General features: G+C 71.9%; 10 protein-coding genes. 3 read left to right on the top strand and 7 right to left on the bottom strand.

Going from position 1 to position 15718, the window contains the following annotated elements; translation table 11 throughout:
• Window positions 1-56: 56 nt before the first annotated feature.
• The 3 genes from treZ to glgX are packed head-to-tail and all read right to left on the bottom strand — an operon-like array spanning window position 57 to window position 6203.
• Window positions 57-1781, bottom strand: a complete 1725-nt coding sequence (gene treZ, locus ACN263_RS12575) for a malto-oligosyltrehalose trehalohydrolase (protein ID WP_422739980.1) — start codon at window positions 1779-1781, stop codon at window positions 57-59.
• Window positions 1778-4084: a malto-oligosyltrehalose synthase gene (gene treY, locus ACN263_RS12570; protein WP_422739979.1), complete on the bottom strand. Its 2307-nt coding sequence runs from the start codon at window positions 4082-4084 to the stop codon at window positions 1778-1780. Before treY ends, treZ begins: the two co-directional genes overlap by 4 nt.
• Before the next feature lies 1 nt (window position 4085).
• On the bottom strand, window positions 4086-6203 hold the full coding sequence (glgX, locus tag ACN263_RS12565) for a glycogen debranching protein GlgX (RefSeq protein WP_422739978.1): 2118 nt from the start codon (window positions 6201-6203) through the stop codon (window positions 4086-4088).
• A 312-nt stretch (window positions 6204-6515) separates the two neighbouring features.
• Between glgX and ACN263_RS12560 the strand changes: the two genes are divergently transcribed.
• Together ACN263_RS12560 and ACN263_RS12555 are read left to right on the top strand one after the other, a co-directional pair.
• Complete coding sequence (locus ACN263_RS12560; protein WP_422739976.1) at window positions 6516-7961, top strand: glycosyltransferase family 4 protein; 1446 nt, start codon at window positions 6516-6518, stop codon at window positions 7959-7961.
• Window positions 7962-8138: 177 nt separating this feature from the next.
• Window positions 8139-8783 (top strand): maleylpyruvate isomerase N-terminal domain-containing protein, encoded by a 645-nt coding sequence (locus ACN263_RS12555; RefSeq protein WP_422739975.1) that lies wholly within the window; start codon window positions 8139-8141, stop codon window positions 8781-8783.
• Between the two features lie 782 nt (window positions 8784-9565).
• Here ACN263_RS12555 and ACN263_RS12550 read toward each other — a convergent pair.
• The 4 genes from ACN263_RS12550 to ACN263_RS12535 form a co-directional block, all read right to left on the bottom strand.
• On the bottom strand, window positions 9566-10849 hold the full coding sequence (locus tag ACN263_RS12550; protein ID WP_422739974.1) for a citrate synthase: 1284 nt from the start codon (window positions 10847-10849) through the stop codon (window positions 9566-9568).
• Window positions 10850-11046: 197 nt separating this feature from the next.
• Window positions 11047-13098, bottom strand: a complete 2052-nt coding sequence (locus ACN263_RS12545) for a sulfatase-like hydrolase/transferase (protein WP_422739973.1) — start codon at window positions 13096-13098, stop codon at window positions 11047-11049.
• Complete coding sequence (locus ACN263_RS12540; RefSeq protein WP_422739972.1) at window positions 13091-14515, bottom strand: class I SAM-dependent methyltransferase; 1425 nt, start codon at window positions 14513-14515, stop codon at window positions 13091-13093. The genes ACN263_RS12545 and ACN263_RS12540 overlap by 8 nt, the downstream gene beginning before the upstream one ends.
• A 14-nt stretch (window positions 14516-14529) precedes the next feature.
• Entirely contained in the window at window positions 14530-14679 is a 150-nt protein-coding gene (locus tag ACN263_RS12535) for a hypothetical protein (protein WP_007459587.1), read from the bottom strand.
• A 189-nt stretch (window positions 14680-14868) separates the two neighbouring features.
• Between ACN263_RS12535 and ACN263_RS12530 the strand changes: the two genes are divergently transcribed.
• Entirely contained in the window at window positions 14869-15717 is an 849-nt protein-coding gene (locus tag ACN263_RS12530) for an arginase family protein (protein ID WP_422740693.1), read from the top strand.
• The last annotated feature ends 1 nt before the right edge of the window (window position 15718 follow it).

Here is a 15718-nt window from a genome sequence, read left to right as displayed (position 1 = left end):
TTTGTCATCTACGCCATAGGAGAAACCGTATGCTCTCGAAAAAGTGTCACGAATGCCTACAACGCCACGATCGCCGCTGTCTCTGCCGGCAGCTCGATCCGGTCCCGCATCACCGTGACTCCCTCACCGGTGGCCAGCAACACCCGCCGAGCCACCCCAGGCAACGACACCCCCTGCCCCCGCCCCGCAAAGTTGGCGACAACCAACGTGTCCCCCCGCCGCATCAGCAGGAACTGGTCCCCGTGCTGCACGGAAACAGCATGCATCCGAGGATCCGACAGGTCAGCCACCGACCGCCGCAACGCGATCAACCGCTGGTAGAACGCCAGCATCGACGCATGCTCAGGCTTGTCCAGCTCGGCCCAGTCCAGCCGGGACCGCACGAACGTCTCCGGGTCCTGCGGGTCCGGCACGTCCCCCTCCGGCCACCCGTGCGACGCGAACTCCCGCCGCCGCCCGGTCCGCACCGCAGAAGCCAACTCCGGCTCGGGGTGCGACGTGAAGAACTGCCACGGCGTGGAGGCCGCCCACTCCTCCCCCATGAACAGCATCGGCGTGAACGGCGCGGTCAGCAGGATCATCGCCCCGACCCGCACGAGCGCAGACGACAACGAGGCCGAGATCCGGTCACCGGTGGCCCGGTTGCCGATCTGGTCGTGGTTCTGCAAATAGGCGACCAGCCGGTGACCGGGGACGCGGGAGTCCAGGGGCCGTCCGTGGTGGCGGTTGCGGAAGCTGGACCAGGTGCCCGCGTGGAAGAACCCGCCGGTGAGGACGTCCGACAGCGTCTCCAGCGAGCCGAAGTCTCCGTAGTAGCCCTGCCGCTCCCCCGTGAGCAGCGTGTGCAGGGCGTGGTGAGCGTCGTCGTTCCACTGGGCGTGCAGGCCGAACCCGCCCGCCTCCCGGGGCGTGATGAGCCGCGGGTCGTTCAGGTCGGACTCCGCGATCAGCGACAGCGGCCGGCCCAGGTGCGTCGACAAGGACTCGACGGAAACCGCCAGCTCCTCCAAGATCGGAACAGCCCGCGAGTCCGGCAGCGCGTGCACGGCGTCGAGCCGCAACCCGTCGACGTGGTAGTCGCGCAGCCACATGAGCACGCTGTCGATGATGTAGCGGCGTACCTCGTCCGAGTGCGGGCCGTCGAGGTTGATCGAGCGACCCCAACTGTTGCTCTGCTCGGCGAGGTAGGGGCCGAACCGCGGCGCGTAGGCCCCGGAGGGCCCGAAATGGTTGTAGACGACGTCGAGGATCACCCCCAACCCCTTCGCGTGGGCGGCGTCGACGAACCGTTTCAGGCCGTCCGGGCCGCCGTAGGGCTCGTGCGGGGCGTACCAGCAGACACCGTCGTACCCCCAGTTGTGTTCGCCGTTGAAGGCGTTGACCGGGAGCAGCTCGATCAGGTCGACGCCGAGGTCGACCAGGTGGTCGAGGCGGTCGATGGCCGCGTCGAAGGTGCCCTCGGGGGTGAAGGTGCCGATGTGCAGCTCGTACAGGACGCTGCCGGGCAGCTGCCGCCCCGTCCACGCGGTGTCGGACCACGCGAAGGCGCTGTGGTCGTAGCGGCGGCTCGGCCCGTGCACACCCGCAGGTTGCCACGGGGAGCGGGGGTCGGGCAGTGGGGTTTCGTCGTCGTTCAGCAGAAAGGAGTAGTCGAGGCCGGCGTCGGGCACCTCGACGGTCCACCAGCCGTCGGCGGTGGCGCGCATGTCGTGGTCGGTGTCGCCGGCCAGGCGCAGGCGCACCCGGCTGGCGTCCGGCGCCCAGACGGAGAATTCGGTCATGACGAGGCCTCCTCGGCAGCGGTGGGAGGAGCCAGCAGAGCAACGGGATAGTCCGCAAGGAGATTGTCCAACGGGACCTCCCCGCCACTGTAGACCCGACCGGTGAACAGGTCCTTCACCTCGTGAACACCAAGCGACAGAGCTGTGTCACACCAGCCGCCAGCGCGTGCCAGGCCGAGCGGCAGTCGGGTCGCCACGGCGATCACGCCACCCCGGTCGAAGGCCACCACATGCCGGCCCACCGGGCCGTGCGCCGGCACCGGCCGGTAGGTGGTGAACAGCTCCGGGTGCGCCCGCCGCAGGCGCAGCGTCCGCGACACGACGAGCAGCTTCGCCGCTCCGTCGGTGTCGACCGGGGGACGCCAGCCGTCGTCGAGCCGCGCCAGCATCTCTCGGCGTACGTCGAAGTCGACCGGCCGGCGATTGTCCGGGTCGACCAGGGAGTTGTCCCACAGCTCGGTGCCCTGGTACGTGTCCGGGACGCCGGGCATGGTGAGTTGGATCAGCTTCTGCCCGAGGGAGTTGCACCAGCCGGCCGGGGTGATCGCGGCGGCGAGTTCGGTCAGCTCGTCGTGCAGGCTCGGGTCGTCGTACATGCGGTCGATGACCGCGTGCATGGCCTGCTCGAAGCCCGGGTCGGGGTCCGCCCAACTGGTCGAGGCCGCGGCCTCCCGGGCGGCCTTCTCGGCGTACGCGTGCAGCCGCTCCCGCTCGATCGGCCACGCGCCGACGGCCGTCTGCCAGAGCAGGTGGGCGAACGCCGGGTCGGGCAGCGGCGCGTACTCCATCCAGGTGGTGACCTGTTCCGCCCACCGACCCGGCAGCTCGCTGAGTACGGCGAGGCGGGCGCGCACGTCCTCGCCGCGCTTCGTGTCGTGGGTGGAGAGGGTGGTCTGGCTGGCGGGCCAGCGGACCTGGCGGGCTCCGGCGAAGCGGTGGAACTCGGCCGGCGGCACGCCGAAGTGGGCGGGGCTGCCGCCCACCTCGTTGAGCGCCACGAAGCGGGTCCACCGGTAGAAGGCGGTGTCCTCCACGCCCTTGGCCATCACCGCGCCGGTGAGCTGCGGGAACCGCATGCCCAGCTCGTCGTCGGGGTCGCGCAGCCGGCGGGTGATCGCGTCCAGGGCGCCGGTCAGGTCGGGGCGGCGGCGGCCGGCCTCGGAGCGGGCGGCGGCGAGGTGCCGGGCGCCGTGCGGCGGGTAGCCGCGGTAGACGTCGAACGCGGCGGCCAGCTCGGCGAGCGCCGCGCGGGCCTGCTCGGTCGGCACCTCGGGGGCGAGGGCGGCGAGCCGGGTCAGCTCGGCGGAGAGCAGCTGGGTGGCGGCGGCCAGCTTGGTCGTATGGGTCAGGTCCTCCCAGGAGGTGCGCTGCCCGGTGAGTCGGTTGTCCAGGGCGGTGAAGTCGCCCTCGGCGTCGATGTCGATGAAGAGCCCACCGACCATGGCCAGGGCGTCGTAGCCGGTGGTGCCGTCCACCGGCCAGTCCGGCAGCTCCTCGCCGTACTCCAGGATCTTCTCCACCACGAGCCAGGCGTCCGGCGCGGCCTCGCGCAGCCGCGCGAGGTAGCCGGCCGGGTCGCGCAGGCCGTCCGGGTGGTCGACGCGGATGCCGTCGACCTCGCCGTCGGCGGCCCAGCGCAGGATCAGCTCGTGTACGGCGGCGAACACCGCCGGGTCCTCCACCCGCAGGCCCGCCAGGCCCGCGATGGCGAAGAACCGGCGGTACGTCAGCTCGGCGTCCCCACGCCGCCAGGAGACCAGCTCGTAGTGCTGCCGGTCGTGCACCTCGCGGGCGCTGCCGTCGCCGGTGCCGTCGGCGATCGGGAAGCGGTGCTCGTGGTAGCGCAGCTCGCCGTCGACGACCTTGAGGTCGTCCAGGGCGGCCGGGTCGTCGGCGAGGACCGGCAGCAGCAGCCGGCCCCGGTCCCAGTCGATGTCGAACCAGCTCGCGTACGACGAGTCGCGTCCCCGGCGCAGCACGTCCCACCAGGCCGGGTTGGCCGGCGGGACGGCGACCCCGGCGTGGTTCGGCACGATGTCGACGACCAGGCCGAGCTGCTTGTCGCGCAGGGCGCGCAGCAGCCGCTGCCGGGCCGCCTCCCCGCCCAGTTCCGGGTTGACAACGCGGTGGTCGACCACGTCGTAGCCGTGCTGCGAGCCGGGCGTGGCGGCCAGCAGCGGGGCGGTGTAGAGGTGACTGACGCCGAGATCGTGCAGGTAGTCGAGGATCGCGGCGGTGGCGTCCAGGTCGAACCCGGGGCGGACCTGGACGCGGTAGGTGGCCTTGGGAGGGGTGGCCGGCATGTCAGATCATCCTCTCCAACACGACGAGGGACCGGTCCGGCACCCGGATGGTGCCGCCCGCGCTGATCACCGTGGCGTCGTCCGGGTCGGGGTCGGCCGTGCTGATGACCCGTTCCCACTTCTGCCCGTACTCGCCGCCGGGCATGGTGAAGTCCAGCGGCGCGTCGTGGGCGTTGAAGCACAACAGGAACGAGGCGTCGTGGTGCCGCTGGCCGTACTGGCCGCGCTCGCGGATGCCCTCGCCGTTGACGAACAGCGCCACCGAGCGGCCGAAGTCGTTGCCCCAGTCCTCGCCGGTCATCTCCCGCCCGTCCGGGGTGTGCCACGCCAGGTCCGGCAGCGGGGCGTCGACGTCCCGCCCGCCGACGGGCAGGCCGGTGAAGAACCGGCGGCGGCGGAACACCTGGTGACGCTTACGGAAGTCGGTGAGCATCCGCACGAAGTCCAGCAACTGCTCGTCGGCGTTGTCCCAGTCGATCCAGGCCAGCTCGCTGTCCTGGCAGTAGGCGTTGTTGTTGCCGTGCTGGGTACGCCCCAACTCGTCGCCGTGGCCGATCATCGGCACGCCCTGCGACAGCATCATCGTGGCCAGGAAGTTACGCCGCTGCTTGGCCCGCAGGGCGAGCACCGCCTCGTCGTCGGTGTCACCCTCCACGCCGCAGTTCCACGACCGGTTGTGGCTCTCGCCGTCCCGGTTCTCCTCGCCGTTGGCCTCGTTGTGCTTGTCGTTGTACGACACCAGGTCGGTGAGCGTGAACCCGTCGTGCACGGTCACGAAGTTGATGCTGTGGAACGGGCGGCGGCCGTCGTCCTGGTAGAGGTCGGCCGAACCGGAGATACGCGACGCGAACTCGGCCAGGGTCGCCGGCTCACCGCGCCAGAAGTCCCGCACGGTGTCCCGGTACTTGCCGTTCCACTCCGTCCACAGCGGCGGGAAGTTGCCCACCTGGTAGCCGCCCGGGCCGACGTCCCACGGCTCGGCGATCAGCTTCACCTGGCTGACCACCGGGTCCTGCTGCACCACCTCGAAGAACGTGGAGAGCCGATCCACCTCGTAGAACTCGCGGGCCAGGGTGGCCGCCAGGTCGAACCGGAACCCGTCGACGTGCATCTCGGTCACCCAGTACCGCAACGAATCCATGATCAGTTGCAGCGAGTGCGGGGAGCGCACGTTCAGGCTGTTGCCGGTGCCGGTGTAGTCGACGAAGTAGCGCCGGTCCTCCTCGCTGAGCCGGTAGTAGCTCGGCGCGTCCACGCCCTTGAAACTCAACGTCGGCCCGAGGTGGTTGCCCTCGGCGGTGTGGTTGTAGACCACGTCGAGGATGACCTCGATGCCCGCCGCGTGCAGCGCCTTCACCATGCCCCGGAACTCCTGCACCTGCTGACCCAGGCGGCCGAGCGCCGAGTAGCCGTGGTGCGGGGCGAAGAAGCCGATCGTGTTGTAACCCCAGTAGTTGCGCAGCCCCAGGTCGTGCAGCCGGTGGTCGTGCACGAACTGGTGCACCGGCATCAGCTCGATCGCCGTCACCCCGAGCCGGGTCAGATACTCGATCATCGGCGGCGAGGCGATCCCCGCGTACGTGCCGCGCAGCTCCTCCGGGATGTCCGGGTGCCGCATGGTCAGCCCGCGCACGTGCGCCTCGTAGATCACCGAGTGGTGGTACGGGGTGCGCGGCGGCTTGTCGTTGCCCCAGTCGAAGTACGGGTTCACCACCACCGACTTGGGCATGAACGGCGCCGAGTCGGTCTCGTTCATCCGCTCCGGGTCGCCCAGCTCGTAGTCGTACACCGCCGGGTCCCACGTCACGTCACCGTCGATGGCCTTGGCGTACGGGTCGATCAGCAGCTTGTGCGGATTGCAGCGCAACCCGTTCGCCGGGTCGTACGGCCCGTGCACCCGGTAGCCGTAGCGCTGCCCCGGCTCGATGCCCGGCAGGTACGCGTGCCACACGTACGCGTCGACCTCACGCAGCTCCACGCGGCGCTCCGCGCCGGTGTCCCACTCGTCGAACAGGCACAGCTCGATCCGCTCGGCCACCTCGGAGAAGATGGCGAAGTTGGTGCCCATCCCGTCGTACGTGGCGCCCAGGGGATACCGCTCGCCCGGCCAGACCTGCATGTCGCTCCCTCAAGCCATGGTGATGTGCGCGCCGGCTGAGCCGCCCGCGCGCAAGCGGGTAGTGCCCCCGCCCCGGGCGCGCCAATCCATCCTTTCAGGCGGTGACCGGAATCCACCCGTCTGATGTGCGCTACACCCTCAGGTGTCTTCCGTCACGATGGCCGATTTCGAGATGCGAACCCGCGTCCGATGGCCTTTGCTTGTCGGGGGACACGCACCCGCGTGTGCTCTTTGGCCTTCGGCCGCCCTTTTTCCACCCTCTCCGCCGCCACTGACGCCGGCGCGCCCCACCATGCCTGGACGGAGACAGATGTGACGACCCTGCGGGTCGATGAGCAGCTCGCTGCCACCAAGGACCGGACCCACCGGCCCACCGTGACCTCCCGGCCCCAGCCTTCGACCTCGCCCGGTCCGTCCGCGCAGCCGGGCTCCCCGGTGCCGCCGCAGCGCGGTCCTGGTGTGCCGCCGCAGACCCGTCGCATCCTCATGCTGTCGTGGGAGTACCCGCCGGTGCTCGTCGGCGGCCTCGGCCGCCACGTCCACGCGCTCTCCGTGGCCCTCGCCGCCGCCGGGCACGAGGTCACTGTCGTCACCCGCCACGCCGAAGGCGCACCCCTGGAGGAGTACGCCGACGGCGTGCGCATCCTGCGCGCCCCCGAAGACCCCGTCGCCTTCCCCCTGGCCACCGGCTCGCTGCTCGCCTGGACCATGGCGTTCAACCACACCCTGACCCGCACCGCCCTGCGCGCCACCCAGGCCGGCGCGTACGACGTCATCCACGCCCACGACTGGCTCGTCGCCCACACCGCGATGACGTTGCGCGACCATCTGGACATCCCCCTCGTCAGCACCATCCACGCCACCGAGGCCGGGCGGCACCAGGGCTGGCTGCCCGAGGAGATGAACCGCACCATCCACGGCGTCGAACACTGGCTCGCCAGCGAGTCCCACCGGGTGATCGTCTGCTCCGGCTACATGCGCGACGAGGTCAACGCCCTGTTCGGCGTGCCGACCGGGCGGGTCGACGTGGTCGCCAACGGCGTCGAGTCGTACCGCTGGAAGGTGCCGGCACGCGACGTGGCGGCGGCCCGGGCCCGGTTCGCCGGGGACGGCCCGCTGGTCACCTTCGCCGGTCGACTGGTGTACGAGAAGGGCGTCCAGCACCTCGTCGCCGCCCTCCCCCGGCTGCGCGAGCGGCACCCCGGGCTGCGCGCCGTGATCGCCGGCGACGGCCCGTACCGGGCCGAACTCGAGGCCGAGGTGCACCGCCGCGGCCTCGGCGGCATGGTCACCATGCCCGGCTTCCTGGGCGGCACCGACCTGCCGGCGCTGATGGCCGCGTCCGACTGCTTCGCCGTGCCGAGCATCTACGAGCCGTTCGGCATGGTCGCCCTCGAAGGGGCCGCCGCCGGAGCGCCCCTGGCCGTCGCCGCCACCGGTGGCCTCGCCGAGATCGTCGAGCCGGGCGCGACCGGGATGACGTTCCGCCCGCACGACCCGGACAGCCTCGCCGACGCCGTCGACGCGCTGCTGTCCGACCGGGAACGCGCCCGCGCCATGGCCCGGCGTGCCCGCCGGATGGTCACCGAGCAGTACGGCTGGTCCGCCATCGCCCAGCGCACCGCCGCCAGCTACGGCGCGGCGATCGCCACCGACGCCGCGTTCACGACCGAGCGTGCCGAACAGCGCATGTCCCAGGGCCGGGCCCTGCCGGCGCTGCCCGAGGGCAACCTGCTCGCCGCCGCCGGCCTGCGCTGACCCGCCCCCCGTCTGCGGTTGATCGACTCGGTTTCCTTGAAGTCGGGGTGTCCCAGTGCCGGGGACGCCCCGACTTCCTGAAAGCCGAGTCGATCACCCTTGGCGCGGCGGGTGTGGTGCCCGTCGAGCGGGCCCCGTCGCCCGGAGCCTGTCGGCCGGTCCTGCCAGACTGTGCGGATGTCCCGTTCCGTTGACGCCCTCGATTCCGCCTTCCCGGTCGCCGCCTCGATCGCGCTGGACCTGATCCGACACCCCGAGGTCTCCGCACAGTGGTCGCGCCCGAGCGCCCTGCCGCACCTGTCCGTCGGCGGCCTCGCGTGCCACCTCGGACGGCAGGCGATCCGTGCGGCGGAGCTGCTGCCGACGCCGAGCGACCTGCCGGTCCTGGAGTCAGCCGACAACCACTACGAGCGGGCCGCCTGGGTCACCGAGGGCACCCCGGACGAAGCCTCGGTCGCCGCGAGCAACGACGAATCCGACGCGGCCCGAGGTCCTGCGGATCTGCACGCCAGCTCCGCCGCCGCGCTGAAGGAGGCGGGCGACCTGCTCGGGCGTGGCGCGGCCCGGGACGTCGTACCCATTCCGTGGCAGGGCTGGGCCCTGCGCCGCGCCGACTTCCTGCTCACCCGCCAGTTGGAGATCGTCGTGCACTCCGACGACCTGGCGGTGAGCGTCGGCGTACCCACGCCGGTCTTCCCCGCGGAGGTCTTCGACCCCGTCCGCGATCTGCTGGTCCGGCTTGCCGTCCGCCGGCACGGTCAGTCCGCGCTGATCGGCGCGCTCAGCCGCAGCGAACGAGCCCGCGACATCTCCGCCTTCTGAGCCCCAGGTTCGCCGACCGCTGCGCCCGCCCCGGCCGGACAGCGGCGCTCGGGTCACGACCCCGGCTGTCTGATTCGGCTCCTGTCGACCTGCCCCAGATGTGGGGCGGCTCCCGGGAGTCCGCCGCCAGACCTGACGCGGTCGCCAGACGCCCAGCCACGACGGCCGACGACCGCCCGACGCCCCGCCACAACACCCAACGACCGCCCGACGCCCCGCCACAACACCCAACGACCGCCCGACGCCCCGCCACAACACCCAACGACCGCCCGACGCCCCGCCACAACGGTCATCCGCGGCACCAGGTCGGGAGTCCCCACCGGAAACCCTTTGATCCACTCCGCTTCGCCGAGGTCGGGGGGTCCCGGTGAGCTGGACACCGCGGTATCGGGGAACTGGAGTCGATCATTGGCGATCGCGGCGCGACCGGCCGTCAGGGTCAAGCCACGGCGCGGCAGCAAGAACGGGGCAGGGGCGCGGGCGTGCCGGCGCAGCCACCAACCCGCGCCCCATATCTGGGGCAGCTCGACAGGAGCCGCAACAGACAGCCGGGGCCGGGACCACCCGGCCATCGCCTCGCCGCTGTCGCGGCTGCGCTGCTGTCGGGCCGCCGAGCCGGCACATCGTCGACTCGACTTCACGGAAACCGGGGCGTCCTGGGGACACACCGGTTTCACGGCAGCCGGTTCGATCAAGGCCGACCGCACACGGCGCAGGCCGCCGACCCGAATCGGGTCGACGGCCTGCGGTCGTGCTCGTGCGGGTGGTGCGCGAAGCGGAGGTCAGCGCTCGTTGAACGGGACGTAGTCCCGCTCGGCCGCGCCGACGTAGACCTGCCGCGGACGGCCGATCTTGGTCTCCGGGTCGTTGATCATCTCGCGCCACTGGGCGATCCAGCCGGGGAGCCGGCCGAGCGCGAACAGCACCGTGAACATCTTCGTGGGGAAGCCCATGGCCTTGTAGATCAGGCCGGTGTAGAAGTCCACGTTCGGGTAGAGCCGCCGGGAGACGAAGAAGTCGTCGGCGAGCGCGATCTCCTCCAGCTCCATGGCGATGTCCAGCAGCGGGTCCGGCTTGGCCATCCGGCCCAGCACGTCCTGGGCGGCCTTCTTGACGATCGCCGCCCGCGGGTCGTAGTTCTTGTAGACCCGGTGGCCGAAGCCCATCAGCTTGACGCCGTCCTCCTTGGCCTTGACCTTGCGGACGAAGGACCGGACGTCGTCACCGCCGGAGTGGATCTGCTGAAGCATCTCCAGCACCGCCTGGTTGGCGCCGCCGTGCAGCGGGCCGAACAGCGCGTTCACGCCCGCCGAGACGGAGGCGAACAGGTTGGCGTTGCTGGAGCCGACCAGCCGGACGGTCGACGTGGAGCAGTTCTGCTCGTGGTCGGCGTGCAGGACGAAGAGCATGTCCAGCACCTTCGACATGACCGGGTCGACCTCGTACGGCTCCGCCGGCACCCCGAACGTCATGCGCAGCAGGTTGTCCACGTACCCGAGGGAGTTGTCCGGGTAGAGCAGCGGCTGCCCGATGGACTTCTTGTACGCGTACGAGGCGATGGTGGGGACCTTCGCCATGAGCCGGACGGTGGAGATCTCCACGTGCTCCGAGTCGAACGGGTCCAGGCTGTCCTGGTAGAAGGTCGACAGCGCGCTCACGGCGGACGACAGCACCGCCATCGGGTGGGCGTCCCGGGGGAAGCCGTCGAAGAACCGACGCATCTCCTCGTGCAGCAGCGAGTGCCGCCGGATCCACTCGGTGAACTCGGTCAGCTGCTGCTCGGTGGGCAGCTCACCGTAGATGAGCAGGTACGAGACCTCCAGGAAGGAGGACTTCTCGGCCAGCTGCTCGATCGGGTACCCCCGGTAACGCAGGATGCCCGCGTCGCCGTCGATGTAGGTGATCGCGGATGAGGCAGCGGCGGTGTTGACGAAACCCGGGTCGTACGTGGTCATCCCGGTTTCCTTCAACAGCTTGCTCACCCCGATGCCAGCGGGGCCCTCGACCGCGGAATGCACCGGCATCGACAGCTGCCCGCCGGGGTGGTCGAGCTTGACTTCCGTCATGTGGTTCCTCGCTTCGCCGGCAGATCTACGTTGAATTGCCTTCGCTTCTACCGTAATTGCGGCTCGGGGGACACTGCCCGCCGTGGTTCGGCGGTGAGGTATGCGTCACCCGATTCCCGACCAGCAGGCCGGGAAACCCGCAATCCCGGCAGGCGGGAAGCCCACCAAAGGCGCGAACGACCAGTCCGGTGGACAGCTCAGGACAGCGTCAGGCGGCGCAGCGTACCCGTGGACGTGACCTGGTAGACGTCGAGCTGGTTGGTGCCGGCGTGGAACAGCCGGTCGTCGGTGAGCAGCGCGGCGAAGCGACGGCCGCCCGGGTCGGTCGGCACCACCGGGACGACCGCGCCGATCCGGCCGTTGACGGCGACGGCCAGCAGCGTGCCGTCCGGTACGGCGGCGGGCACGTCACCCCAGACGAGCGCCGGGAGGGTGCCGGTGTCCGGATCGGTGGCCCGGAACGCGGCCAGGTCGGCGACCCGGGCGCTGCCGCCGCTCGGTCCGGCGCGTACCTCGGTGCCGACCAGCGGGTGCGGTGTCGGCAGCGGCGGAGGGGTGGGAACCCCGCCGGGGAAGGTGACCGCCTGGCCGGGGGTGTCGTAGAAGTGTTTGAGGCCGTCGGTGCGCGGCGCCGTTCGGGCGGAGCGGCCGTCGACCCGCCAGGGCAGGCGGATGCCGGCCTCGTCGGCGACGGTGGGCAGCAGGTCGACGTGTTCCCAGTTGCGGTCGTCCACCCGGCCGGTCTGCTGGCGCGGTTGCTTGACGAACATCGGCACCCAGGCCACCTCGTCGGCGGCGGCCTTGATGGCGTCCATTCCCCGGCCCTGCGCGCCCGGTGTGAAACTCACCCCGTGGTCGGCGGTGACGACGACGAGGGCCTGGTCCCAGAGGCCGCTGGCGCGCAGCGTACGCAGCGTCTCGCCGATCAGCCGGTCGGTGTAGCCGAGTTGGGCGAGGTGGCGCTGACGGGCCAGGTCGATCCAGCCGGCGCCCTCGTTGGGCAGGTCCTCGGGGGCGTCGTACCGTGCCCCGGACGGCAGGTACGCCCACGGGGAGTGCGGCATCAGCAGGTGCAGGAAGTGCAGCGCGGGTCGGGGCTGCGGCTTCAGTCCGGCGAGGAAGCTGGTGAACCGGGCGGGCTGGTTGTCGTCGAGACTGTCCCAGCGGAACTTGGGGTCGGCCGGCACCGGCTCGGCGGCGTCCAGGCCGGCCTCGGCCCGCGTCCGCTCCCGGTACGAGTCCTCCGGGTCGACGGCGCTCTCCGTCGGCCCGGCGATCCGGCCGAACAGCTTGCCGGTCTCCCGCACCAGCACGCCGAGGCCCTGTTCCGGGGCGACCGGCTGCTCGCAGCGGCTGGGCGGGCAGAGCCGGGTGATGCTCTCCTCGGCCTGGATGTCGTACAGGCCGCCGAAGGCGGTGAAGAGGTTGTCCGGGTACTGCGAGTAGTGCGGCGCGACCGACCGCGCCGGGTAGCGACCGGTGAGCATCGCCGGCAGCGCGTAGGGCGTCCACCCGCTGACCCCGGTGGCGTTGCGGTACCAGGTGGAGGCGTCGGCCAGCTCGGCGAAGTGCGGGAACCGTGCGGCGTCGATCCGGCCGTCGCCGCCGAGCAGGCTGACCAGCGGCAGCTCGTCGAGGACCAGCATGACCACCGGCGGGTGCACGGTCGTGCCCTGGGCGGTGCCGGCCGCGCCGCCGTCGCCGCGCGGCAGCACGACCGCCGAGGTGGGTGACACGAACAGGAACAGCGCCACGAACGCCACCGGTCCGGCGGCGGCCAGTCGCAACGCGCGGCCCGGGGCCCGCCACCGCCGGTGCGCCGCCGCGCCGGCCACCCCGGCCAGACCCGCGAGAACCAGCAGGGGTACGCCCCGAAGCGTCGTCGCGTGCCGGCCCACCTGCACGGCGAGGGCGGCGACCAGCAGGCCGACCAGCACGGTGTGAGTGAGCGCCCGGGCGGTCCGGCCGGCGAGTCGACTGAGCGCGCCCAGCGCCGCCACGGGCACCGTGGGCACGAGCGCCACCAGCGCGACCAGCAGCAGGATCTGGCCGGTGTCGGCGCGGTGGAAGAGGAAGAAGTCGGGGCTGCGCCCGAGCACGTCCAGCAGTGGCTGGGTGACGACCAGCCCGACCAGCGCGACGATCTCCAGCAGCCGGCCCAGCTCGCCGCGCCAGCCCCGCTCCCACCGCCCGTCCGCCGTCCGGGGTGGCGGTGCAGCGGGCGGAGTCGCCGAGGCCGGTTCAGCCACCCATCACCGTCCGGTAGAGCGTGCGGGTGCCCGTGGGCAGTTCCAGCCGGTCGGTGATCCGTCCCCGGGCGGCGAGGAGCCGTTCGAAGGTGTCCCGCCGGTAGTCGGGGAAGAGTCCGTCGGGCTTGTTGGCCAGCAGCCGGGCGGCCATCGGGTCGTCCGGGTGGACGAACTCCACCACCACGGCCCCGCCGGGCGCGGTCAGCCCGGTCAGCCAGTCGACGACCTCCGGCAGCGGCACGTTGCGGCCGATCGCCAGGTGGTGCACGAGGGCCAGGGCGAGTACGACGTCCGCCGAGGCCCGCTGCGCGAAGCCGGCGCGCTCGACGCCACGCCAACCGCCGCCCGGGGACGGGTCGGCCAGGTCGACCACCAGTGGCAGGATCCGCTGCTGTCCCTCGGCGCGCAGTGCCCGGTACAGCTCGTCGACCACGGCCGGATCCTGCTCGACGGCGACCACGTAGTCGGCGTGCCCGGCGGCCAGTCGGGCGTATCGGCCGTCGTTGGCGCCGAGGTCGAGCACCAGGCGCGGACGGCCGGCGGCGGCCACGGCGGCGACCACGAACTGTTCCTTGGCCACCCGGTCCCGGGCCGAGTAGCCGCAGGTGCGCTGGTAGTCCGCCCAGTGGCTGCCGGTCGGGCGGTGCTCCAGGCGGCGGACCAGCTTCTCGATGCCGCGTACGGTGGCCGCCTGCAACTGGCGCGAGTAGCCGGCGGCCCGGAGTTGGGCCTTGACGTCGCTGGTGCTGGCGGCGGCGTTGCGCTGCTGCATGGCGGCGTGCAGGTGCAGGTGGGTCAGCACACCGGGGCGCAGTCGGCGGGTTCCGCCGAAGAGGGGGCGGAGCTGCTCGGCCTCGATGCCGTCGACCTGGGCGCGCAGCCAGGGCTGGAAGTCCACGCCCAGGTGCGCGGTGAGCAGCAGCGGGTACAGCATGGTCTGGCAGAACTGTCGGTAGCCGGCCCACGGTTCGCCGTCCCGGACCGGTTCGAAGGAGCCGATGTCGATGAAGACCGGTTTCGCGCCGCGCCACTGCAGGTTGTACGCGGACCCGTCCTTGGTGGTGAAACCGTCGGCCAGGGCGGTACGCAGGATCTCCAGGTGCAGCAGCGCGGCGTCGCGCAGCATGGCGAACGACCACTCGTACGGGTGGGAGACGAACGGGATGCGTTCGTGGCGCAGCACCGCCGCCCAGCCGGCGTCGGCGGGCGCGAGGGTCGGTGGGGCGTCCTCGGTGGCGCACACCTTGCCCGCCGACACGAGAGCGGGAAAGAACGGGCTGGCCGCGAGGGTCCGCCAGTGCGCGGCGGCCTGGGCGTCGAGCCCGCGCAGCACCTCGTCGCCGACGTGGAAGACCCGGTTGGCGGGGTCGCGGAAGGAGGCGGGCTCGGGGCGTACCCCGGTGGGTGTGGTCGTCATCGTCGCCGTGACCGCTACCGCTGGTCGGTGGGCTGCCGGCGGAACCGGTCGACCAGCCGCCGCCAGTAGAGCTTGGCGGCGACCGCGGCGCCGGCCACCCCGCCGACGACGGCCTGCACGATGAGGCTGCCCGATCCCGCGTCCAGGTAGGCCAGATGGATCACCGACCGCTCCTTCCCCTCGCCCGTCTCGACATCGGCGTTCCAGGACGACAGCCTTGAGGCTTTTGACTGGAAAGCCGGACTTGTCCAACACCGTACGCTGCTCGTCCGCGCCGTCGCGGGCACATCCGAGGACTCCCAGGCCGACCACAGGAAGCAGCCCCCGTCGGTAGGCTGCGAAGCGTGCGCTGGATGGTCGTGGACGCGCCTTTGGACTCCTCCGGCGCTGGGCGCGGTGAGGAGCGGGCACCGGCCGCCCTGCGCCGGGCCGGCCTGCTCGACGCCGTGGCGGCCGACGACGACGGGCAGATCGACGAGGCCCGGTTGCGGGACCCGCGCCGGGACCGGGCGAGCGGAGTGATCGGGGCCGCCGGTCTGGTCCGGGCCGGCGCCGCGATCAGCGCGCGGATCGGCGGACTGATCGCGGACGGCCACCGGCCACTGGTGCTCGGCGGGGATTGCGCGATCCTGCCCGGCATCTGCCGCGCCCTGCCCCGCACGACCGAGCTGTGGTTCGTCGACGCGCATCCCGACTTCCTCGACGGCGCCACGTCGCCGACCGGCGAGGCCGCCGACATGGACCTGTCGGTGGTCACCGGGCACGGCCCGGCCGCCGCGATCGGCGTCGACGACGCGCTGCTCGACCCCGCCCGGGTGCACCTGCTCGGTCACCGACCGGCCACCGACGAGGACAGTCGCGTCGAGGCGGCCCGGATCGACCCGGCGATCCACCAGGTGCCCGCCGCCGACCTGCTGCGTGCCGACGCCGGGGCGGTCGGCGCGCGCCTGGCCGCCGACGGCGACGGGCTGGCCTGGCTGCACCTCGACCTGGACGTGGTGGATCCGCGGGACCTGCCGGCGGTGACGTACCCGGAGCCGGACGGGCTGCGCTGGCCCGACCTGGTCGCCCTGCTCACTCCGCTGGCCCGCGCCGACCGGCTGCTCGGGATGAGCGTGACCGACCTGAACACCGACGAGGACCCCGACGGGCGGCACACCCGCCGCGTCGTCGAGGTCCTCGCGCAGATGCTGACCGGCTGAT

It is taken from the genome of Micromonospora sp. WMMD729, assembly GCF_049315225.1.
Taxonomy (GTDB): Bacteria; Actinomycetota; Actinomycetes; order Mycobacteriales; family Micromonosporaceae; genus Micromonospora.
Note: the sequence above shows the minus strand (reverse complement) of the source record. Positions and strands in the feature narration are given on the sequence as shown.